Raw genomic sequence first — 21,394 nt, forward strand, 5'->3', positions numbered from 1 at the left:
GGGGCGGTGTTCACCACCAGGACGAATCGAGCCGGCCCTCGATCGCCCTGAGGTTCTCCCTGGAGCACGTGTCGCAGAAGAACTGGCGGACGCCGTTCTCCACGGAGCAGGTCCAGGTGGTGGGCTGAGGGCCGTCGGCCGGGGTGCCGCAGCAGGCGCACACGAGCGGGTGGGGCTCCGTGGTGGAGCCGCCGTGATCACTGCCTCCGGAAAGACTTGTCACCCGGTGACGATAACTCCGCGGCGCCGATCCGACGGGACAACGCACCGCGGGGACCGGTCCGTTCGGCCGGACCGGCCCCCGCGGGGAGCTTTCGCCTCCCGGGGTCGGGAGGCCACCGCTTCAGGTGTACTGGGTTACTGCATCACGGCCATGGCGAGCGCACGGCGGGCGCGCATCGAGGCGCGCTCCGCCCGGCGCTGCATCCGGCGAGCGGTCACCAGGCGCACGGCCTGGCGTTCCCGCTCGGCCTCGTGCAGTCGCTCGTGCATATGCGCACGAGCCAAGGCTTCTGGGATGAGTTGCATCTCTCGGGTCCTGTTCTGACGCGAGCCGGTGGCGGTACCGGCGGTGGTGAAGTCTGGGATCGCGGAGCCTGCGGGCTCGCTGGTGGACGGCTTCATCGGGGCCTGCTTCTTGGGATCGTGCGTGAGGGGGCGGTCGATCGTTCCGTGGATGTTCATGCCGTGACCGGGTTCTTGCGCGGGCGGCCACGCGGCCGCTTGCGGGCGACGACGACACCCTGGACGAACAGCTCGCCACCCCAGACGCCCCAGGGCTCACGCCGCTCCTTGGCCCCGGCGAGGCAGGCCTCGATCAGCGGGCAGGTGCGGCAGAGGGACTTGGCGTACTCGACGTCCGCCGGCGACTCGGCGAAGAAGACCTCCGGGTCGTAGGAGCGGCAGGGGACGGGTACGCCGAGGTTCTCGATGGCGTCGTCGAGCGCGGTGAGCGCGGTGAGCGGGATCAAGGTGGAGTCCTCCGTGAGGCCGGGCGGGGGGATCGTTTCGGAAGGCGGTACGGACGGGGCGTGCGCTTCGAGTTGCACGGTTGTTCTTCCTCGTCTGGTCGTGCCGGTCGGGTTGGACCGGTTGGCGGCTGGTACCGGGTTCTGCTCTTGTCCCGAGGCCCCTTCGCTCCGCTCTCCCCGTTCGGGGAAAACAGAAGGGCCGCGGATCCCGGATGGGGTTCCGCGGCCCTGAAGGCGCCGGCCTGATCGATCAGGCTGGATCACTCCAGGGTTCTGGCCCACGGAAGGCCCACATCAGGTGGTGCTGCGTCGTCTGCTTCCGGCTACCGGCACCGGCTGCCGTAAAGGCATAGGCCTGTGCCTGTGCCGCTACTGCTTCCAGTGCCTTGGTCGGTCGCTCATTGCGCTCACGGACGGGAAGACCCGCGAGAGAAACGGAGGACGCCGGACGCACGGCAGGAATGCCGGACAGACCGGTGCCCAGAGTGGAGACGCCGAGCATGCACACGGAGACGGCCGAGAGATCGGTCATTTTGGCCGCGCGGATGTTGCTGCTGGTCTTGATGCTGATCACTGGACTCGCCTCCTCTCGGCGTCTAGGGGACCGGCGTTGAGCCGATCCGCTCGGATATGCAAGTACAACACGGAACCGGGCCTTCGAGAAGGCCGCCGCTTCCGTGCCTAGAACCTATGGGGATTGCTGGGGCATGCGCAAACTATTTTTTCGACGAGTTCGCATCAGTCCCCCACTTCTTCTCCCTCGGGCTCCTGGCCTGCGCAGATGGCCAGAACATCGGCGCCGTAACGGTTGAGCTTGCGCGTGCCGACACCGGGGATGCGGGCCAGTTCGCGGTCGTCGTCCGGGGCGCTCTCGGCGATGGCCATCAGCGTCCTGTCGGTGAAGACGCAGAAGGCGGGCTGACCGCTGAGCCGGGCCTGGTCCGCACGCCACTCGCGCAGCCGCTCGTAGAGGCCTTCGTCCATGTCGGAGGGGCAGTCGTCGCAGCGCATCAGCTTCATCTCGCCGGCGTCGGTCAGCGTGCGTCCGCAGACCCGGCAGCGGGCGGGGGTGCGCTGGGTGCGCCGGGGTGCGGCCACGGGGCCGCCGGTGAAGCCGCGTTCGACGCCTCCGCCACCGGTGCCGCCGGCCCGGCCGACGGTGCCGGTGGAGCCGGGGCGCAGACCGTCCAGGAAGTGGCTGGGCCTGCGGCCGGGTCTGCCGCCGGGGGTGCGGGAGAGGGACCAGGAGACATGAAGCCGTTCCCTGGCGCGGGTCACGCCGACATAGAGGAGCCGGCGCTCCTCCTCGATCTGTTCGTCGGTCTTCGCATAGGTGATCGGCATCATGCCCTCGGCGACACCGACCAGGAACACGACGTCCCACTCCAGGCCCTTCGCCGAGTGCAGCGAGGCGAGGGTGACGCCCTGGACGGTCGGGGCGTGCTGGGCGCCCGCGCGCTCGTCGAGTTCGGCGACGAAGTCGGCGAGGGTTGCGGCGGGCCGGGCGGCGGCGACGTCCTGGGCGAGGTTGACCAGAGCGGCCAGCGACTCCCAGCGCTCCCGGACCGCGCCGGAGCCGGCCGGGGGCGAGGTGGTCCAGCCCTCCCCGGAGAGGACCGCGCGCACCTGCGAGGGCAGGTCCACGGTGTCGTCGAGCAACGCGTCGTTGCCGCCGAAGCGGGCCGCGGCGCGCAGGGCGACGCCCGCCTTGCGTACCTCGGGCCGGTCGAAGAACCGCTCGGCACCGCGCAGCTGGTAGGGCACCCCGGCGTCCGCAAGGGCCTGCTCGTACGTCTCGGACTGGGCGTTGGTGCGGAACAACACGGCGATCTCGGCGGCCGGCACCCCGGCGGCGACCAGCTCCCGGATGCGGCGGGCGGCGCCCTCGGCCTCGGCGGGCTCGTCGGTGTACTCGGTGTACACGGGCTCGGGTCCGGCGGGGCGCTGGGAGATCAGCTCCAGGCGGTGGTCGGCGGCCCGGCCACGGGCCTGGGCCAGCAGGCCGTTGGCGAGGCGGACGACCTGGGGTGTGGAGCGGTAGTCGCGGACCAGCTTGACGACGGTGGCCCCGGGGTGGCGGGTGCGGAAGTCGAGCAAATGGTCGGGGGTTGCTCCTGTGAACGAGTAGATGGTCTGGCTCGCGTCGCCGACGACGCACAGGCTGTCGCGCTCGCCGAGCCACAGTTCCAGCAGCCGCTGCTGGAGCGGACTGACGTCCTGGTACTCGTCGACGACGAAGTGCTGGTACTGGGCGCGGACCTGTTCGGCGATGTCGTGGCGGTCCTGCAGGATGCCGACGGTCAGCAGCAGGACGTCCTCGAAGTCGATGACCGCGCGATCACGCTTGAGGTCCTCGTAGACCGAGTAGACCTGGGCGATCTCGGCGGGGTCGCGGGGGGCCTCCCGGCCGGCCTTCTGGGCGGCCATCGGGTAGTCGGCGGGGACGGTCCGGGTGACCTTGGACCATTCGATCTCGGCGGTGACGTCCCGCAGCTCGCCCCGGTCGAGGCGGATGCGGCAGGCGGCGGCCGCGTCGGCGACGAGCTGGATCTTGCGGTCGACGAGCCGGGGCAGGGAGCCACCGATCGCTTTCGGCCAGAAGAACTGGAGCTGGCGCAGCGCGGCCGAGTGGAAGGTGCGGGCCTGCACCCCCTGGGCGCCGAGCTGGCGCAGCCGGCCGCGCATCTCCCCGGCGGCGCGGTTGGTGAAGGTGACGGCGAGCACGCTGGACGGCTGGAGGATGCCGGCCCGCACCCCGTAGGCGATCCGGTGGGTGATCGCCCGGGTCTTGCCGGTACCGGCTCCGGCCAGCACGCACACGGGACCGTGCAGGGCGGTCGCCACCGCGCGCTGCTCGGGGTCGAGCCCTTCGAGCACCGCGTCGGCAGAGTCCGGTACCGGCGGGAAGAGGGAGGAGTGCGTTGCTGCTGTCACATGGCCATGCTGCCAGGTCGCCGGAGACGGCCGTGCCGGTTGTCCACAGGCAGCCCCGCGCAGTCGTACTAATGCGGCAGGCGTCACTCGGGGCCCGTGCTGCGGGAATGCTCGGGCCCGTGCTGCGGGAATGGCGGACAGGGCGCGTACGTTCCTCTCCTGGACGACCTTCCCCGACCTGCCGAAGGAGTGCGAGCGAGATGCAGGGCACTGTGACGATGTACAGCACCACCTGGTGCGGCTACTGCCGCCGGCTGAAGACCCAGCTGGACCGCGAGGGAATCGCTTACACCGAGATCAACATCGAGCAGGACCCGGAGTCGGCCGCGTTCGTGGAGACGGCGAATGGCGGAAACCAGACGGTCCCCACGGTGCTCTTCGCCGACGGCTCGACGCTCACGAACCCGTCGCTGGCCCAGGTGAAGCAGAAGATCAGCGCGTAGGTTTCCCGGCGCACGGCGGCCCCTGAGTCATCTCAGGGGCCGCCTTCGCATGTTCAGGCCGGCTTGTCCCACACCAGCGTGTAGCGCCACAGCAGACGGCGCCGGTACCGGCGGCCGGGGAGCCGGTGCGCGGTGGACTGCCGGACCTCTCCCCAATGCATGGCGGAGTCCTCGACGGGCATCCCCTCCGGGGCCTGCTTGCCGCCCCGCAGACGCGCGTTCAACCGGCTCGCGGGGACTCCGCAGCCGCTGATCACCCAGTCCAGAGGGGTGTGGTTGTACGCCATACCGACGACGACCAGCCGGCCGCCGGGCGCGAGCAGTCCCACCAGCCGGTCGATCGCGTCGTCGAAAGGGGCGTGGTGGATCACGGCGACCGCGCTGACGAAGTCGTAACCCTCCTCGTCGAGGGCTGCGCCGTCGAGGTAGTCGCCCTCCAGGAAGGTGACGTTCGCGGCGGACCGCTTGCGCGCCTGCCTGATCATCTCCGCCGACCGGTCCACGCCGGTCACCGACTCCGCCCTGGCCGCGAGCTTGGCGGCCAGCAGGCCGTCGCCGCAGCCGACGTCCAGGGCGGTGCGGCAGCCTTCCGGTACCGCGTCCAGCACCACGGAGTGGTAGTGGACGTTGTGGTTCCAGTACTCCTCTGCGGTCATGACGGCCGTCTCAGACGAAGCTCCTCGTCGGCAGCGGCTTGCCGTACCACATCTCGATCAGGCGGGCCGCGATCGAGATGCCGTACGGCGGCAGGACGTCGCCGGACTCGAAGGCGGCGCCCAGTTCGTCGCGGGAGAACCAGCGGGCCTCGTGGATCTCGTCGCCGTCGACGTTGATCTCGGTCGTGGTGGCGCGGGCCATGAAGCCGAGCATGAGGCTGGACGGGAACGGCCAGGGCTGGCTGGCGACGTACTCGACCGGGCCGACGGTGACCCCGGCCTCCTCGAAGACCTCGCGGCGTACCGCATGCTCGATGGACTCGCCGGGCTCCACGAAGCCGGCGAGCGTGGAGAAGCGGCCCTCGGGCCAGTGGACCTGGCGGCCGAGCAGGATGCGGTCGTCCTCGTCGGTGACGGCCATGATCACGGCGGGGTCGGTGCGCGGGTAGTGCTCGGCGCCGCAGGCGGGGCAGCGGCGGATGTGGCCGGCGGCGGCGATGACCGTGCGCTCGCCGCAGCGGGAGCAGAAGCGGTGGGTGCGCTGCCAGTTCTCCAGGCCGACCGCGTGCACCATCAGGCCCACGTCGCGCGGTGACAGCAGCAGTCCGGCCTCGCGCAGGCCCGCGGGGCGCGCGGACTGGTCGATACGGCCGGGCAGGGCGTCCTTCTGGAGGGCGAAGTAGCTCACGCCGTCCTCGTCGGTGCCGAGGAAGTAGCGGTGCGCCTCGGTGAGGGGGGCCTCGAAGGAGGGCGTCATGACGAGTTCGGTGCGGCCCTCGGGCGTCTCGTCGATGAGAACCTGGCCGCCGGAGACCACGAAACAGCGGGTGTCGGGGTGGCTCCACGCCGCCGCGAGCCAGGCCTCGTCGAGCCGGTGGTGGGCGGCGCGGTCGATGCCGCTCGGGGCGGTGAGCGAGATGGGGCGGTCGGCTGTGTGGTCGGTCCAGGTGGTCACGGGTGCTTCCAACTCCCCCAGTGCAACGGATGTTTCAACGGGCGGTTCAGCGGGACGAAGGGCGGGAGGAGACCGGGTCGGGCGGGGGGCGGGGCGGACGGGGCGGCCCTTCCAGTGTGCCCCGTCGGCGGTACCGCTCCGGACGGCGTCGGTGGCTCAGGGGGCATGGCGCCAGTTCTCGGCGAGGTCGCCCCAGAGGTAGGCGCTGGTCTCGACGCCTTTGAGGAGGAGGTCGAGTTCGACCTTCTCGTTCGGGGCGTGCCAGCCGTCGGAGGGGACGGAGATGCCCAGGAAGAGGACGGGTGCGCCGAGGACGTCCTGGAGGTCCGCGGCGGGCCCGGAGCCACCCGAACGGGTGAACCGGACCGGTCCCTCGAAGGCCCGGCCCATGGCGCGGGCCAGCGACTGGAGACCGGGGTGGTCGAGCGGGGTCAGGCACGGGCGCGTGGCCGGCAGGAACGTGATCTCGGCCCGGATCCCGGCGGGGATCCGCTCGGCGGCCCAGGCGTGGACGATCTTCTCGATGCGGTCGGGGTCCTGCCCGGCGACCAGCCGGAACGACAGCTTCAGCAGCGCCGAGGACGGGATGATCGTCTTGCTGCCGGGGCCCTGGTAGCCGCCGCCGATGCCGTTGACCTCGGCGGTGGGGCGGGCCCAGACACGCTCCAGGGTGGTGTGCCCGGCCTCGCCCTCGGTGGCGTACGAATGCGCTTCGCGCAGCCAGCTCTGCTCGTCGAACGGCAGCTCGGCCCAGAGCTGCCGCTCGCGGTCGCTCAGCTCCACGATGCCGTCGTAGAAGCCGGGGATCGCCACGCGCGCGTGCTCGTCGTGCAGCGCGGCGACCAGGCGGGCGGCGACGGTGGCCGGGTTGGGGACGGCGCCGCCGAAGGCGCCGGAGTGGATGTCCTGGTCGGGGCCGTGCAGGACGATCTCGCACTCGGCCAGCCCGCGCATGCCCGTGCACACCGTGGGGGTGTCCTCGGACCACATGCCGGTGTCGGAGACGATCACGGCGTCGGCGGCGAGCCGCTCGGCGTGCTCCTCGACGAGAGCACGGAAGTGCGGGGAGCCGGACTCCTCCTCGCCCTCGATCAGCAGCTTCAGGTTGACCGCGGGGGCGGTGCGGCCGGTGGCGGCGAGGTGGGCGCGGACGCCGAGTGTGTGGAGGAACACCTGGCCCTTGTCGTCGGCCGCCCCGCGCGCGTAGAGGCGGTTCTCGCGGACGACGGGCTCGAAGGGGTCGCTGTCCCAGCCGTCCTCGCGGGCGGCGGGCTGCACGTCGTGGTGGCCGTAGACGAGGACCGTGGGCGCCTCGGGGTCGTCGGCGGGCCACTGGGCGAAGACGGCCGGGGCGCCCGGTGTCTCCCAGACCTCGGCGGTCGGGAAGCCGGTCTCCGTCAGTTTGGCGGCGAGCCAGTCGGCGCTGCGGCGTACATCGGGGCCGTGGTCGGGCTGGGCCGACACGGAGGGGATGCGCAGCCACTCGGCGAGGTCGTCGAGGAAGGCGGCGCGGTGCTGCTCGATGTACGTACGGACGACGCTGTCCGGGGTCTGGCTCATGGTCACGAGCCTATCGGCCCGGACCGACATCCTCGGCGGGCGGTTCGTCACACTCGGCTTGTCCGACGATCAGCCTTTCCAGGGCGGCCCGGTCCGGCAGGCCGTCCGGTCGTTCGACCTCGCCGGTGCGCACGTGCACGAACGCGGCCGTGACCGACTCGGGCGGCACGCCCTGCTGCTCGGCCCAGCCGATCCGGTAGATCGCCAGCTGGAGCGGGTCGGCGGCGCGGGTGCGGCTGGTCTTCCAGTCGACGATCTCGTACGTCGCCCCGTCGCCGTGGTCCGTCCGGTAGACGGCGTCGATACGGCCCCTGACGACCCGGCCCGCGAGGGAGAGCTGGAAGGGGGCCTCGACGCGGTAGGGCGTGCGGTGCGCGTACTCGGTGCGTTCGAAGGCCTCCTTGAGGGCTTCGAGGTCGCGTTCGTCGGCGATCTCGGCATCGCTGCCGGGCAGCTCGTCTGGGTCCAGCATGGGCAGCATGAGCTCCTCGAAGCGTGCCTCGACCCAGGCGTGGAAGCGGGTGCCCCGGCGCGCGGCGGGCTGCGGAGGGTGTGGCATGGGGCGCGCGAGTTCCTGCGCGAGCCCGTCCGGGTCCTCGGCCAGCCGCATCAGCTGGGTCGCGGACAGCGTGGCCGGCAGGGGCACGTCGGTGACGTTCCGGCGGGCGCGCAGCAGCTCGCCGGTGAGCGCGTCGAGGTCGCGGTCCCAGGAGGCGATGGCGCGGGCCTCCTCGGGGGTGAGGGGGGTGCGCTCGGCTTCCGGCACACGCGGGCGTCCGGGTTCGGGTTCCGAGACGTGCTCGTGCGACGGCGTGCGCTCGGTGGGCGTGGCCTGGTGCGGGACCGTCGGGCGGTCGGTGCTCCAGGAGTCCCAGTCGGCGGAGTCCGTGTCCGGGAGGGCGTCCTCGTAGGGTTCGGGTTCCTCGTCCTCGGGCGGCGGGGGCCAGTCCGGGTCCTCGACGGCGGCCGGGTCGTGGCCGGCGGCAGCGCCTCCGTCGGCCCCGGCGGTGAGGGCGTCCAGGTGGGCGAGGACGGTCTCGGCGGCCGATCGGCGGCGGGCCAGGGCGGCCGCGTCCAGGGGCAGCGGCCACAGCTGGTCGGCGCTCGCCGTGTGCAGGGCCGGGTTCTCCTCGTCCTCCTCCGGTTCGTCGGCCCAGGCCTCGATCTCGCCGTGTCCGCCGGCGCAGTGGTCGTAGAGGGCCTGGAGGAAGTCGGAGGGGCCGCGCGGCTTCTTCTGGCTGGGGCCCCACCAGTGGCCGGAGCCGAGGAGCAGGGAGCGGGGGCGGGTGAAGGTGACGTAGCCGAGGCGGAGTTCCTCGGTGTGCTGGTGGTCCTTCATGGCCTCGTGGAAGGCCTTCATGCCCCGCGAGTCCCAGGCCTCGACGTCGGGCAGGGTGGCGGTGTCGCCGCGCAGGGCGTGCGGGAGCACCTTGGCCTGGGCGGTCCACTTCTCGCGGCCCTGGCTGCTCGGGAAGGCGCCCTTGACCAGTCCGGGGACGGCGACGACGTCCCACTCCAGGCCCTTGGCCTTGTGCGCGGTGAGGACCTTGACGGTGTTCTCGCCGCCGGGCAGGGCGTTGTCGAGGCCCTTCTCGTACTGGGCGGCGGTGCGCAGGAAGCCGAGGAAGGCGAGCAGGGTCGCCTCCTGGTCGCCGGCCGCGAAGGAGGCGGCGACGTCCAGGAAGTTGGACAGGGTCTCGCGGCGGCGGGCGGCCAGCGCGTGCGGGGACGCCGACAGCTCCACCTCCAGGCCGGTGACGGCGAGGACGCGGTGCAGGACGTCCATCAGCGGGTCGGACAGGGAGCGGCGCAGCTCGCGCAGTTCGGTGGCGAGGCGGGCGAAGCGCACGCGCGCGTCCGGCGAGAACGGCAGCCCGTCGTCCTGCCGGTCGCTGTCGAACGGCAGCTCCAGAAACGTGTCCAGGGCGTCCGCGAGGGATATCACCTCGGAGGGGTCGACGCCCTCGACTGCCTCGGCGAGCCTGCGGTCCGGGTCGTCGGCGTCGCCCACGCGCGCGTGCGTCACCAGGAGCCGGGCGCGGCGGCCGAGGAGGGCGAGGTCACGGGGGCCGATGCGCCAGCGCGGGCCGGTCAGCAGCCGGACCAGGGAGGCGTTGGCGCCCGGGTCCTGGAGCACCTCGCAGACGGCGACTAGGTCGGCGACCTCGGGCAGGTGCAGCAGCCCGGAGAGGCCGACGACCTCGACGGGGATGTCGCGGGCGACGAGGGCGCCCTGGATCTCCGCGAAGTCGGTCGCCGTGCGGCACAGGACCGCGATCTCACCGGGGGCGGTGCCGGTGCGGACGAGGTGGGCGACCGAGTCGGCGATCCAGTCCATCTCCTCGGCGTGGGTGCGCAGCAGGGCGCAGCGGACCGTGCCGTCCCGCTCGGCGCCCGGAGCGGGGCGGAGGGCCGCCACGCCCGCGTGCATGGCGCGCAGCGGCTCGGCGAGGCCGTTGGCGAGGTCGAGGAGGCGGCCGCCGCTGCGGCGGTTCTCGCTGAGCGCCTGGCGGGTGGCGGGGCGCCCGTCGGCGTGCGCGAAGTGCTCGGGGAAGTCGTCCAGGTTGGCGACGGAGGCACCGCGCCAGCCGTAGATGGCCTGGCAGGGGTCGCCGACCGCGGTCACGGGGTGGCCGGTGCCGCCGCCGAACAGGCCCGCCAGCAGCACGCGTTGGGCGACCGAGGTGTCCTGGTACTCGTCGAGGAGTACGACCCGGAACTCGTCGCGCAGCAGCCGGCCCACCTCGGCGATGCCGGCCAGCGCCGCGGACAGCGCGATCTGGTCGCCGAAGTCGAGCAGGTCCCGCTCGCGCTTGGCGCCCCGGTAGCGCAGGACCAGCTCGGCCAGTTCGCGGCGGGCGGCGGCCGTCTCGGGGACCTTGCGCAGGTCGGCGTTGCCGAGCTTGACGCCTGCCAGGGTGTTCAGCAGACCGGCGTCCCAGGCCCGCAGGTCCTCGGGGCGTACCAGGTGTTCGGCGAGCTCGGAGTCGAGGGTGAGCAGGTCGCTGACCAGGTCGGCGAAGGAGCGGGTGAGGGCCGGGTAGGGGCCGGGGGCCTCGCGCAGCACGCGCGCGGCGAGCTGGTAGCGGGTGGCGTCGGCGAGCAGCCGGGAGGTCGGCTCCAGGCCGATGCGCAGACCGTGGTCGGTCAGCAGCCGGCCCGCGAAGGCGTGGTACGTGGAGATGACCGGCTCGCCGGGCGGGTTGTCCGGGTCGATGACATCGGGGTCGGTGACGCCGGCCCTGACGAGTGCCTTGCGGACGCGTTCGGCGAGCTCGCCGGCCGCCTTGTTGGTGAAGGTCAGGCCGAGGACCTGCTCCGGGGCCACCTGTCCGGTGCCGACCAGCCAGACCACGCGGGCCGCCATCACCGTCGTCTTGCCCGACCCGGCCCCGGCCACGATCACCTGCGGGGCGGGCGGCGCGGTGATGCAGGCCGTCTGCTCCGGGGTGAACGGGATGCCCAGGAGCTCCTTGAGCTGCTCGGGGTCGGTGATACGGGCGGGCATGAGGAAAGAGGCTAGCGGCGAGCACTGACAATCGATAAAACAGCGCAATCGATGACACTGCGCTCACTCCACCACGTGCCGCCCCTCCGGCCGCGCGCTGCACGACGCGCGGAAGGCGCAGTGGGTGCAGTGCTGCCCGGTGGTCGGCGCGAACCGCTCGTCGAGGACCTTGCCGGCGGCGGTGGCCAGCAGATCTCCGACCCACTCCCCCTCCAGCGGCTCCTGCGCCTGCACCTTGGGCAGGGTCTCGCCGCCGTCGCGCCGGGCCGCGCCCTGTCTGAGGTGGACCAGTTCGGCGCCGCCGGGCTCGGGCCGTACGCCGTCGAAGGCCTCGTCCACGGCGCCCTCGCGGACCGCGAGCTGGTAGACGGCGAGCTGCGGATGCCTGGCCACCTCGGCCGCGCTGGGCGCCTGTTTGCCGGTCTTGAAGTCGACGACGTACGCGCGGCCCTCGCCGTCCGCCTCCACCCGGTCCATCTGGCCGCGGATGCGCACCTCGTACTCGCCCGCTTCGAGAGTGACGTCGAAGTCCTGCTCGCTGACCACGGGGGTGCGTGCGGTGCGGTCCAGGACGTGCCACTTCAGGAAGCGCTCGAGGGCCACGCGCGCGTTGTCCTTCTCCTGCGCCGACTTCCAGGGCGCGTCGAAGGCGAGCGCGTTCCACACCGACTCCAGCCGCTCCATGAGGACGGCGAGGTCGGCGGGGGTGCGGCCGGAGGCGACCTCGTCGGCGAGGACGTGCACGACGTTGCCGAAGCCCTGGGCGGTGGTGGCGGGCGCGTCGGCCTTCACCTCGCGTCCCAGGAACCACTGCAGGCTGCAGGTGTTGGCGAGCTGGTCGAGGGCGCTGCCGGAGAGCACCACGGGCTGGTCGCGGTCGCGCAGCGGCACCTTGCTCTCGGTCGGCTCGAACATGCCCCACCAGCGGTAGGGATGGGCGGACGGCACCAGGGGGCGCCCGTCCTCGTCGGCGAGCGCGGCCAGCCTGGCCAGGCGGCGGGCGGCCGCCTCCCGCAGGGCGTCGGACGCGCGCGGGTCGACGGTGGTCGCGCGCAGCTCGGCGACCAGGGCGGCCACGGCGAGCGGACGGCGGGGCCGTCCGGTGACGTCCTGGGGTTCGACGCCCAGTTCGGCGAGGAACCGGGAGGGCTGGTCGCCGTCGTCCGCGGGGGCCTTCACGGCGGTGACGACGAGGCGTTCACGCGCGCGCGTGGCGGCGACGTAGAACAGGCGGCGTTCCTCGGCGAGCAGCGCGCCCGGGGTGAGCGGCTCGGCGAGTCCGTCACGGCCGATGCGGTCGGCCTCCAGGAGCGAGCCGCGGCGGCGCAGGTCCGGCCACAGGCCCTCCTGGACGCCGGCCACGACGACCAGGCGCCACTCCAGGCCCTTGGCGCGGTGCGCGGTCATCAGGCGGACGGCGTCAGGGCGTACCGCGCGGCCGGCGAGGGTGTCGGCGGCGATGTCCTCGGCTTCGATCTCCGCCAGGAAGTTCAGCGCGCCCCGGCCGCCGCTGCGCTCCTCCGCGCGGGCGGCGGTGGCGAACAGGGCGCACACGGCGTCCAGGTCCCGGTCGGCGTTGCGGCCGGCCGCGCCGCCGCGGCGGGCGGCACGCTCCAGGCGCGAGGGCCAGGGTGTGCCGTTCCACAGGACCCACAGCGCCTCCTCGGCCGTACCGCCGTCCGTGAGGCGCTCCCTGGCCCGGCCGAGCAGCGCGCCGAGCCGCTGCGCCCCGCGCGCGTACCCGGGGTCGTGGACGGCCAGGCGCTCGGGCTCGGCGAGCGCCCGCGCGAGCAGTTCGTCGGACGGGGGCGGGAGCGCGTTGCCGGCCGCCCGCTCCTCGTCGCGCAGGGCGCGGCCGAGGCGGCGCAGGTCGGCCGCGTCCATGCCGGCGAGGGGGGAGCCGAGCAGGGTGAGCGCGGTCTCGGTGTCGAGCCAGCAGGCACCCTCTCCTGCATGGGGCGCCGCTTCCGCCGCCGCCACCGCCCGCAGCGCCGTCAGCAGGGGCGCCACCGCCGGTTCGTGGCGCAGCGGCATGTCGTCGCCGTCGATGTCCAGGGGCACGCCGGCCGCGGTGAGGGCCCGACGGACCGTCGGGATGGTGTGGGAGCCGGCGCGCACCAGGACGGCCATGTCGCTCCAGCGGACGCCGTCCTCCAGGTGCGCGCGGCGCAGGATGTCGGCGATGTTGTCCAGCTCGGTGCCGGGCGTCGGGTACGTGTAGACCTCGACGCGGCCGTCGTCCCGCGCGGCTGTCAGTTCGCGGTGCGCGCGCACCTTGGCGGCGGGCACCCGGGTCAGCGGCATCCGCTGGGTCAGCAGACGGGTCGCGGCCAGCAGGCCGGCGCCGGAGCGGCGGGACGTGCGCAGCACTTCCACGGGGGCGGGACGGCCGTCCACGCGCGCGAAGGCCGACGGGAAGTCCAGGATGCCGTTCACGTCGGCACCCCGGAACGTGTAGATCGACTGGTCCGGGTCGCCGAACGCGACCAGGGTGCGACCACCGCCGGCCAGGGCGTGCAGCAGGCGCACCTGGGCCGGGTCGGTGTCCTGGTACTCGTCGACGTACACGGCGTCGTAGCGGCCGGCGAGGTCCAGGGCGACCTCGGGACGGTGGGCGAGCAGCACCGCGCGGTGGACGAGTTCGGCGTAGTCGAGGACACCCTGGAGGTCGAGGACGTCGAGGTACTCGGCGAGGAAGGCGGCCGCGGCCCGCCAGTCGGGGCGGCCGATACGGCGGGCGAAGGCGTCCAGGGCGGCCGGGTCCAGGCCCAGCTCTCGGCTGCGGGCAAGGACCGCGCGGACCTCGTCGGCGAAGCCCCGGGTGGTCAGACAGGCGCGCAGGTCGTCGGGCCAGCGCACATGGTTCAGCCCGAGCCGCTCCAGGTCGGGCTGACCGGCCAGCAGGTCGCGGACGGCGACGTCCTGCTCGGGGCCGGACAGCAGCCGCAGCGGGTCCACGAACCGACCGCTGTCCTGGTGGGCGCGGACCAGGGCGTAGCAGTACGAGTGGAAGGTGGTCGCCCGCGGCGCGCGGGCCGCGCCCACCCGCAGGGCCATGCGGTCGCGCAGTTCGACGGCGGCCTTGCGGCTGAACGTCAGCACCAGGAGCCGCTCGGGGTCCGCGCCACGGGCGATCCGCGCGGCCACCGACTCCACCAGGGTGGTGGTCTTGCCGGTGCCGGGGCCCGCGAGGACGAGCAGCGGGCCGGACCCGTGGTCAACCACGGCGCGCTGTGCGGCGTCCAGACGAGGGGGATCCACGTCGGCCGGCGGGGTACGGACCAGTCGGTAAGCGCCACGGTTCCCCTGCCGCACCGGGAGGTGCGGCAGGTGCCGGGTGGAGGAAGAGGAGCTCACGTGGTTCGCCGGTCCTGGTGGGTGTGCTGGTCGGTTCGCGGTCGCGCGTGCGCAGGGGTGGCCGCGGGGTGAGCGGGACACGCGCAGCCGACGCTACGCCGACGAACCGGACGGAAGCAGAGCTTCCGCTTCTTCCCGTCCGCCCCGGACGGCACTCGCGGCACGCGCGCCGCACATCTCACGAACGTACGTCATGCCACGGACGTCCCCGGTGTCCCTCGTACGGGCCACCGGTTCCCCCCGAGGGCCTCCGATGGCGGAAGCTGTCAGGTGTGAGCCCCCGCGTCCGCGCCGCCGTCCCACCGCGCCCGCCTCATGTCGAGCCGCGGCAGATGGCCCTCCGCGGCCCTGCTCGCCTCCTTCAGCGGGGTGCCCTCGGCGCGGTAGTGGTCCAGCGCGCCCAGCTCGTGCCCCGGGAGCAGCACCCCGTCGGCGCGCACCACCCGCCACCACGGGACGGCACCGCCATAGAGAGACATCACCCGCCCCACCTGGCGCGGACCTCCCTCCTCCAGCCACTCCGCGACGTCGCCGTACGTCATCACGCGCCCGGACGGGATCCGCTCGGCGACCTCCAGGACCCGCTCGGCGTACTCGGGCAACTCGTCCGCGTACCCCTCCCGGGTGTCTTCGGGAAGGCTCTGCTCGCTCATTCGCCCCATCCTGCCGCACCCCACCGACAACCCGCGCGGTCCGCGGCAGGCCTGCGCCTCGCCCTCTCGCGGCGCTTGGGGCAGACTGTGCGCCCCCGCATCTGCACCCTGATGCCCCCGGGTGTCGGTGGAGCATGCCACCATCGTGCGGGCGGTGACTGGTGATACGAGATCAAGAAGAGACGACCGAACAGCAGGGCGTGCGCTCCGAGGGCGGGGCCGGCACCCCTGACGCCGCCGCACGCCCGGACACGGCGGAATCCGGCACGCCACCACACCCGGAAACGCCCGAATCCGACACCGTGCGCCCGGACACCACACAGCCGGCCGCCGCAGACCCCGACGCCACACAGCCGGCCACCGTGCAGTCGGGCGCCGTCGAACCGGACCCCGCACAGTGCGACGAAACGCACACCGACGAGGTGGAGGGCGACGAACCGCTGCTCCCCGCGCGCGTGCACCGCCCCTCCGACCTCATGCGGCTCCTGGTCGGGGTGCTCGCCATCGCCGTACTGCTCGGCATCGCCGCGTTCGCGCACGGCACCACCTCCGGGCTCGAACAGGACATCAACAAGGGCACCGGACAGGCCCCCGACCTGCTGATCAGGTTCGCGGGACTGGCCTCCAGCATCGCGATCCTGCTGGTGCCGGTCGCGTTCGCGATCGAGCGGCTGATCAAGCGGGACGGGCTGCGCATCGCCGACGGCGTGCTCGCGGCCGTCCTCGCGCACGGCGTGACCCTCGCCACCGACCTGTGGGTGGCCAGGGCCGCCCCGGGCTCCATCCAGGAGGCGCTGACCCAGCCCTCCCCCGGCGACATCCACGCCCTCACCGACCCGGTGCACGGCTATCTCGCGCCCGTCATCGCCTACATGACGGCCGTCGGCATGTCCCGGCGTCCGAGATGGCGCTCGGTGCTGTGGATCGTGCTGCTGCTCGACGCGTTCTCCATGCTCGTCACCGGCTACACGACACCGTTCTCGATCATCCTCACGGTGCTGATCGGCTGGACCGTCGCCTACGGCACGCTGTACGCCGTCGGCTCCCCCAACGTCCGCCCCACCGGCCGGACCCTGCTGGCGGGCCTCAGGCACGTCGGCTTCCACCCGGTCGGCGCGGCCCGCGAGGAGGCCCTGGACACCGAGAACGGCGACCGGGGCCGACGCTACTTCGTCACCCTGGAGGACGGCCCGCCGCTGGACGTCACGGTCGTCGACCGGGAACAGCAGGCCCAGGGCTTCTTCTACCGCGCGTGGCGCAACCTGACCCTGCGCGGCTTCGCCACCCGCTCCAGCCTCCAGTCCCTGCGCCAGGCCCTGGAGCAGGAGGCACTGCTGGCGTACGCGGCGATCGCGGCCGGCGCCAACGCGCCCAAGCTGATCGCCACCTCCGAGCTGGGCCCCGACGCCGTGATGCTCGTCTACGAGCACACCGGCGGCCGTACCCTCGACTCGCTGGCCGACGAGGAGATCACCGACGAACTGCTGCGCCACACCTGGCACCAGGTGCAGGCGTTGCAGTCGCGCCGGATCGCGCACCGCAGGCTCGCGGGTGACGCCATCCTGGTGGATCGTTCCGGCACGGTGATCCTCACCGACCTGCGCGGCGGCGAGATCGCGGCCGGTGAACTGCTGCTGCGCATGGACGTCGCCCAGCTGGTCACCACGCTCGGTCTGCGGGTGGGCGCCGAGCGGGCGGTGGCCTCGGCGGTCGGCGTCCTCGGACCCGACGCCGTCGCCGACTGTCTGCCGATGCTCCAGCCGATCGCGCTGACCCGCTCCACGCGCGCGACGCTGCGCAGACTGGCCAGGGAGCGCGCCCAACGCGAGCGGGACGCGGTCCTGGAGGCGTCCCGGCAGGTCAAGCAGGCCCGCGTGGAGGAGGCCGAGAAGCCCGACAAGAAGACCGTGCGCGCCGAGCAGCGGGCCGAGAAGCGCGCCCTGGACGACGCGCTGGAAGAGGCCCGCGAGGAGGACCTGCTCACCCAGATCCGGCACCAGGTGCTGAGGATCAGGCCGCAGGCGCCCGTCGAGCCGGCCCGTCTGGAGCGGGTGCGGCCGCGCACGCTGATCAGCGTCTTCGCCGGCGCGATCGGCGGGTACTACCTGCTGACCCAGCTCACCCACATCGAGTTCGGCCCCCTGGTCGCGAACGCCCAGTGGGGCTGGGTGATCGCCGCGGTGCTGTTCTCGGCGCTCAGCTATGTCGCCGCCGCGATGTCGCTGCTCGGGTTCGTGCCCGAGCGGGTGCCCTTCGTGCGGACCGTGGCGGCGCAGCTCGCCGGGTCGTTCGTGAAGATCGTGGCGCCCGCCGCGGTCGGCGGTGTGGCCCTCAACACACGCTTCCTGCAACGCGCGGGTGTGCGCCCCGGGCTCGCGGTGGCGAGCGTCGGCGCCTCCCAGCTGTTCTCGCTCGGCTGTCACATCCTGATGCTGCTGTCCTTCGGCTATCTGACGGGCACCGAGAAGACCCCGTCGCTGTCCCCCTCCCGCACGGTCATCGCGGGCCTGCTGACCGTCGCCGTGCTGGTCCTCGTGGTGACCTCGGTGCCGTTCCTGCGGAAGTTCGTCGTCACGCGCGTGCGGTCGCTCTTCGCGGGCGTCGTGCCGCGCATGCTGGACGTGCTCCAGCGGCCGCAGAAGCTCGTCACCGGCATCGGCGGCATGCTGCTGCTGACCGCCTGCTTCGTGATGTGCCTGGACGCCTCCATCCGCGCGTTCGGCGACCAGTCGACCTCGCTCAGCATCGCCAGCGTCGCCGTCGTGTTCCTCGCCGGCAACGCGCTCGGCTCCGCGGCGCCGACCCCGGGCGGTGTCGGTGCGGTCGAGGCGACCCTGACCGTCGGTCTGATCGCCATCGGCCTCCCGAAGGAGGTCGCGGCGCCCGCCGTCCTGCTGTACCGGCTGCTGACCCTGTGGCTGCCGGTGCTGCCGGGCTGGCTGGCCTTCAACCACCTCTCGCGCAAGGGCGCGCTCTAGGGCCGTACCTCGGACGGCTCGCGCCCCGCGCGCGTGGCCGTGCGCGACCCCAGGATGGGAGCATGCCGAACCCCTTCCGGATCCGTGTCGCCGCCGTGACCGCCGCCCTGGCGCTGTCCTGTGTGCTGACCGGGTGCAGCGACGGTTCCAAGGACGGGGATCTGGCGGCGCAGAAGCTGGGCTGGAAGAACTGCCCGGCACCCGACGAGGCCGAGGGCGGCGGCGACGCGCCGTCACCGCTGCCCGGCGGCGGCACCTGGCAGTGCGCCACCATGAAGGCGCCCCTGGACTGGTCGAAGCCGAAGGGCGCCACCATCGGGCTCGCGCTGATCCGGGCCAGGGCCAGCGGCGACCCGAGCAAGCGGATCGGCTCCCTGGTCTTCAACTTCGGCGGCCCCGGCGGCAGCGGCGTCACCACCCTCCCCGCGTTCGGCGAGGACTACGCGGCCCTGCGCACCCGCTACGACCTCGTCAGCTTCGACCCGCGCGGAGTCGGCCGCAGCGACCCCGTCGAGTGCGAGAGCGACGCCCAGCTCGACGACTACTTCCAGCAGGACGCTGCGCCCGACACCAGCGCCGAACGCACCCAGCTGATCAACCGCACCAAGCAGTTCAACGCCGCCTGCGAGAAGAACTCCAGGACGATCCTGCCGCAGGTCCGCACCACCGACGCCGCCCGCGACATGGACCTGATGCGCCAGGTCCTCGGCGACCGGCAGCTGCACTACTTCGGCATCTCCTACGGCACCGAACTCGGCGGCGTCTACGCCCACCTGTTCCCGAAGAACGTGGGCCGGGCCGTCTTCGACGCAGTCGTCGACCCCACCCAGGACCCGGAGCAGAGCTCGCTCGGGCAGGCCAAGGGCTTCCAGCTCGCGCTCGACAACTTCGCCGAGGACTGCACGTCGAAGAAGACGGAGTGCCCGATCGGAGACACCCCGCAGGACGTGAAGGACCGTATCGCCAAGCTCCTCGCGGACCTCGACAAGAAGCCGATCCCGGGCGTCCTCCCCCGCCAGCTCACCCAGACCGTCGCGACCAACGGCATCGCCCAGTCCCTGTACTCCAAGGACTTCTGGGAGTACCTCACCGAGGGGCTCGAAGAGGCGTACGACGGCGACGGGAGGATCCTGATGCTGCTGTCCGACTCTATGAACGGCCGCAGCGAGAACGGCGAGTACAGCAACATCACGGCGGCGAACATCGCCATCAACTGCGCCGACGAGAAGCCGCGGTACACCTCCGACTACGTCCAGCAGAAACTGCCCGAGTTCCGCGCCGCCTCCCCGCTGTTCGGCGACTACCTCGCCTGGGGCATGGTCAGCTGTACGAACTGGGCGGTGCCGGGCGCCGCCGACCACCCCGACGTCAGCGCGCCCGGGTCGGCGCCGATCCTGGTCGTGGGCAACACGGGGGATCCGGCGACGCCGTACGAGGGCGCGAAGAAGATGGTGGACGCGCTCGGAAAGGGCGTCGGGGTCGAGCTGACGTACCAGGGGCAGGGACATGGGGCGTACGACAGCAAGAACAAGTGCGTGCAGGCTGCCGTGAACGGCTATTTGCTGCGGGGGACGGTGCCGAAGGCCGGAACGGTCTGTACGTGAGGACGCGCCGAGAGTGCCGCGCCCGTCTCGGGACACTGTAAACACGCAGGTCAAAGGGTTATCCACAGGCTGCGACGGCCTTCGGTCGATCCGCCTACTATGGCCTGACCGCTTTCCGCGACGAACCTGCGGAGAGCCCGTGTGGGGGGTGTGCACGCATGTTGCGTTTCGTACGGTGGGCGGCTGCCGTAGCCGCTGGGCTGCTCGTAGCCGGATGCAGTAGCGGCTCGTCAGGTGGGGGCGGGGACGAAGGGAAGGCCTCGTCCGGGCAGCCGTCGGCCGCCACGTCCACCGCGACGGGCTCGACGTCCCTGCCTGCTTCCCTCACCTCCCAGAAGCTCGACTGGGAACGCTGCAAGGCCACTTCGGACTCCGCCGCGCCCGGGGACGAGTGGCGGTGTGCGACGCTCAAGGTGCCGCTGGACTGGTCGAAGCCGGACGGGGAGACGATCGGGCTGGCGCTGATCCGGGCGCAGGCGAGCGGGGGTTCGGGGAAGCGGATCGGCTCGCTGCTGTTCAACTTCGGCGGGCCGGGCGGCTCCGGTGTCTCGACGATGCCGTACTACGCGTCCACCGTCTCCGCGCTGCGCGAGCGGTACGACCTGGTGAGCTGGGACCCGCGCGGGGTGGGAGCCAGTGAGGGGATCCGGTGCCGCAGCGACAAGGACATCCAGAGCGCCGAGTCGATCGACGCGACACCGGACACCGCGGCGGAGGAGACGGCGTACTTCCAGGACGCCGCCGCCTTCGGCAAGGGCTGTGAGAAGGCCGCCGGCACGCTGATCGCGCATGTCTCGACGACGGACACGGCCCGCGACATGGACCTGATGCGCCAGGTTCTCGGTGACGCGAAGATGCACTACTTCGGCATCTCGTACGGCACCGAACTGGGCGGTGTGTACGCCCACTTGTTCCCGAAGAACGTGGGGCGGCTGATCCTGGACGCGGTGGTGGACCCGACGGCCGACTCGGTCGGCCAGGAGAAGAACCAGGCCGCCGGGTTCCAGCGGGCCCTGGACGACTACCTGAAGTCCACCGGCCAGGACCCGAAGCAGGGCTCGCAGAAGATCGGCGATCTGCTGAAGAGGCTCGACGCCACACCGCTGCCCACGTCGTCCGGGCGGAAGCTGACCCAGACCCTCGCGGTCACCGGCATCGTGCTGCCGCTGTACAGCCAGGACAGCTGGCCGACGCTGACCAGCGCGCTGAAGGCGGCCGAGGAGGGCGACGGCTCGGAGCTGCTGTCGCTCGCGGACCAGTACAACGAGCGGGACTCCTCGGGGCACTACGGCACGACCACCCACTCCCAGCGGGTCATATCGTGCCTGGACGACAAGGAGCGGCCGACGCTCGCCGAGACGAAGAAGCTGCTGCCGGAGTTCGAGAAGATCTCGCCTGTCTTCGGGGACTTCCTGGGCTGGGACTCGGCCGGCTGGTGCCACGACTGGCCCGTGGCGGGGCAGTGGGACACCCCGGAGGCGAGCGCACCGGGCGCGGCACCGGTCCTGCTGGTCGGCAACACCGGCGACCCGGCGACCCCGTACGAGGGCGCCCGCAGGATGGCCGACGAGCTGGGCAAGGGTGTCGGCGTCGAGCTGACCTGGAAGGGCGAGGGCCACGGTGCGTACGGCAGCGGCAGCGACTGCGTGGACTCGACCGTGAACGCCTACCTGCTGGACGGCACGGTCCCGAAGGACGGCAAGGTCTGCTCATGACGAAGGCGGGGGCCCCGGGCACCTGCCGTGCCGCCCGGAGCCCCCGCCCTTCGCGGAGCC

Annotated in this window: 15 protein-coding genes; 4 read left to right on the forward strand and 11 right to left on the reverse strand. The window is 72.5% G+C overall.

All coding sequences use genetic code 11. The features are described 5' to 3' along the window. Positions 1–10: 10 nt before the first annotated feature. From KVT45_RS38270 to KVT45_RS38290, 5 genes are all read right to left on the reverse strand, one after another. A complete protein-coding gene (locus KVT45_RS38270; RefSeq protein WP_145968842.1) occupies positions 11–223 on the reverse strand; it encodes a hypothetical protein in 213 nt (70 codons plus the stop codon). 134 nt (positions 224–357) lie between these two features. Further along, the gene (locus KVT45_RS38275; RefSeq protein ID WP_217553796.1) at positions 358–684 is read right to left on the reverse strand and encodes a hypothetical protein; all 327 of its coding nucleotides are present in this window, start codon (positions 682–684) and stop codon (positions 358–360) included. Next, a complete protein-coding gene (locus KVT45_RS38280) occupies positions 681–1,049 on the reverse strand; it encodes a WhiB family transcriptional regulator (RefSeq protein WP_010984500.1) in 369 nt (122 codons plus the stop codon). The genes KVT45_RS38275 and KVT45_RS38280 overlap by 4 nt, the downstream gene beginning before the upstream one ends. 172 nt (positions 1,050–1,221) lie before the next feature. Then, entirely contained in the window at positions 1,222–1,545 is a 324-nt protein-coding gene (locus KVT45_RS38285; protein WP_217553797.1) for a hypothetical protein, read from the reverse strand. Positions 1,546–1,709: 164 nt separating this feature from the next. Continuing rightward, the gene (locus tag KVT45_RS38290) at positions 1,710–3,905 is read right to left on the reverse strand and encodes an ATP-dependent DNA helicase UvrD2 (RefSeq protein WP_217553798.1); all 2,196 of its coding nucleotides are present in this window, start codon (positions 3,903–3,905) and stop codon (positions 1,710–1,712) included. A gap of 200 nt (positions 3,906–4,105) precedes the next feature. On the opposite strand from KVT45_RS38290, the gene KVT45_RS38295 reads away from it, so the two are divergent. Then, the gene (locus tag KVT45_RS38295; RefSeq protein WP_217553799.1) at positions 4,106–4,348 is read left to right on the forward strand and encodes a mycoredoxin; all 243 of its coding nucleotides are present in this window, start codon (positions 4,106–4,108) and stop codon (positions 4,346–4,348) included. Positions 4,349–4,401: 53 nt separating this feature from the next. Here the strand turns inward: KVT45_RS38295 and KVT45_RS38300 are convergent, their stop codons facing one another. From KVT45_RS38300 to KVT45_RS38325, 6 genes are all read right to left on the reverse strand, one after another. Beyond that, positions 4,402–5,004, reverse strand: coding sequence for a bifunctional 2-polyprenyl-6-hydroxyphenol methylase/3-demethylubiquinol 3-O-methyltransferase UbiG (locus KVT45_RS38300; protein WP_217553800.1), 603 nt, complete (start codon positions 5,002–5,004; stop codon positions 4,402–4,404). Positions 5,005–5,014: 10 nt separating this feature from the next. Next, the gene (nudC, locus tag KVT45_RS38305) at positions 5,015–5,959 is read right to left on the reverse strand and encodes an NAD(+) diphosphatase (RefSeq protein ID WP_217553801.1); all 945 of its coding nucleotides are present in this window, start codon (positions 5,957–5,959) and stop codon (positions 5,015–5,017) included. 156 nt (positions 5,960–6,115) lie between these two features. After that, the gene (locus KVT45_RS38310; RefSeq protein ID WP_217553802.1) at positions 6,116–7,519 is read right to left on the reverse strand and encodes a dipeptidase; all 1,404 of its coding nucleotides are present in this window, start codon (positions 7,517–7,519) and stop codon (positions 6,116–6,118) included. A 10-nt stretch (positions 7,520–7,529) separates the two neighbouring features. Beyond that, on the reverse strand, positions 7,530–11,027 hold the full coding sequence (locus KVT45_RS38315; RefSeq protein ID WP_217553803.1) for an ATP-dependent DNA helicase: 3,498 nt from the start codon (positions 11,025–11,027) through the stop codon (positions 7,530–7,532). A 63-nt stretch (positions 11,028–11,090) separates the two neighbouring features. Beyond that, positions 11,091–14,384, reverse strand: coding sequence for an ATP-dependent DNA helicase (locus KVT45_RS38320; protein WP_217553804.1), 3,294 nt, complete (start codon positions 14,382–14,384; stop codon positions 11,091–11,093). A 266-nt stretch (positions 14,385–14,650) separates the two neighbouring features. Then, positions 14,651–15,037 (reverse strand): MGMT family protein, encoded by a 387-nt coding sequence (locus KVT45_RS38325; protein WP_217553805.1) that lies wholly within the window; start codon positions 15,035–15,037, stop codon positions 14,651–14,653. Positions 15,038–15,198: 161 nt separating this feature from the next. Between KVT45_RS38325 and KVT45_RS38330 the strand changes: the two genes are divergently transcribed. The 3 genes from KVT45_RS38330 to KVT45_RS38340 all read left to right on the forward strand — a co-directional run bounded on the left by KVT45_RS38330 (position 15,199) and on the right by KVT45_RS38340 (position 21,334). Beyond that, positions 15,199–18,015 (forward strand): lysylphosphatidylglycerol synthase domain-containing protein, encoded by a 2,817-nt coding sequence (locus KVT45_RS38330; RefSeq protein WP_217553806.1) that lies wholly within the window; start codon positions 15,199–15,201, stop codon positions 18,013–18,015. Between the two features lie 62 nt (positions 18,016–18,077). Next, complete coding sequence (locus KVT45_RS38335) at positions 18,078–19,619, forward strand: alpha/beta hydrolase (RefSeq protein ID WP_217553807.1); 1,542 nt, start codon at positions 18,078–18,080, stop codon at positions 19,617–19,619. Positions 19,620–19,777: 158 nt separating this feature from the next. Continuing rightward, positions 19,778–21,334 carry an alpha/beta hydrolase gene (locus tag KVT45_RS38340; protein ID WP_217553808.1) on the forward strand — a complete coding sequence of 519 codons (1,557 nt, stop codon included), beginning with the start codon at positions 19,778–19,780 and terminating at the stop codon, positions 21,332–21,334. Positions 21,335–21,394 lie beyond the last annotated feature (60 nt).

Source organism: Streptomyces sp. GbtcB6, from assembly GCF_019091475.1.
GTDB classification, from domain to species: Bacteria; Actinomycetota; Actinomycetes; order Streptomycetales; family Streptomycetaceae; genus Streptomyces; species Streptomyces hyaluromycini.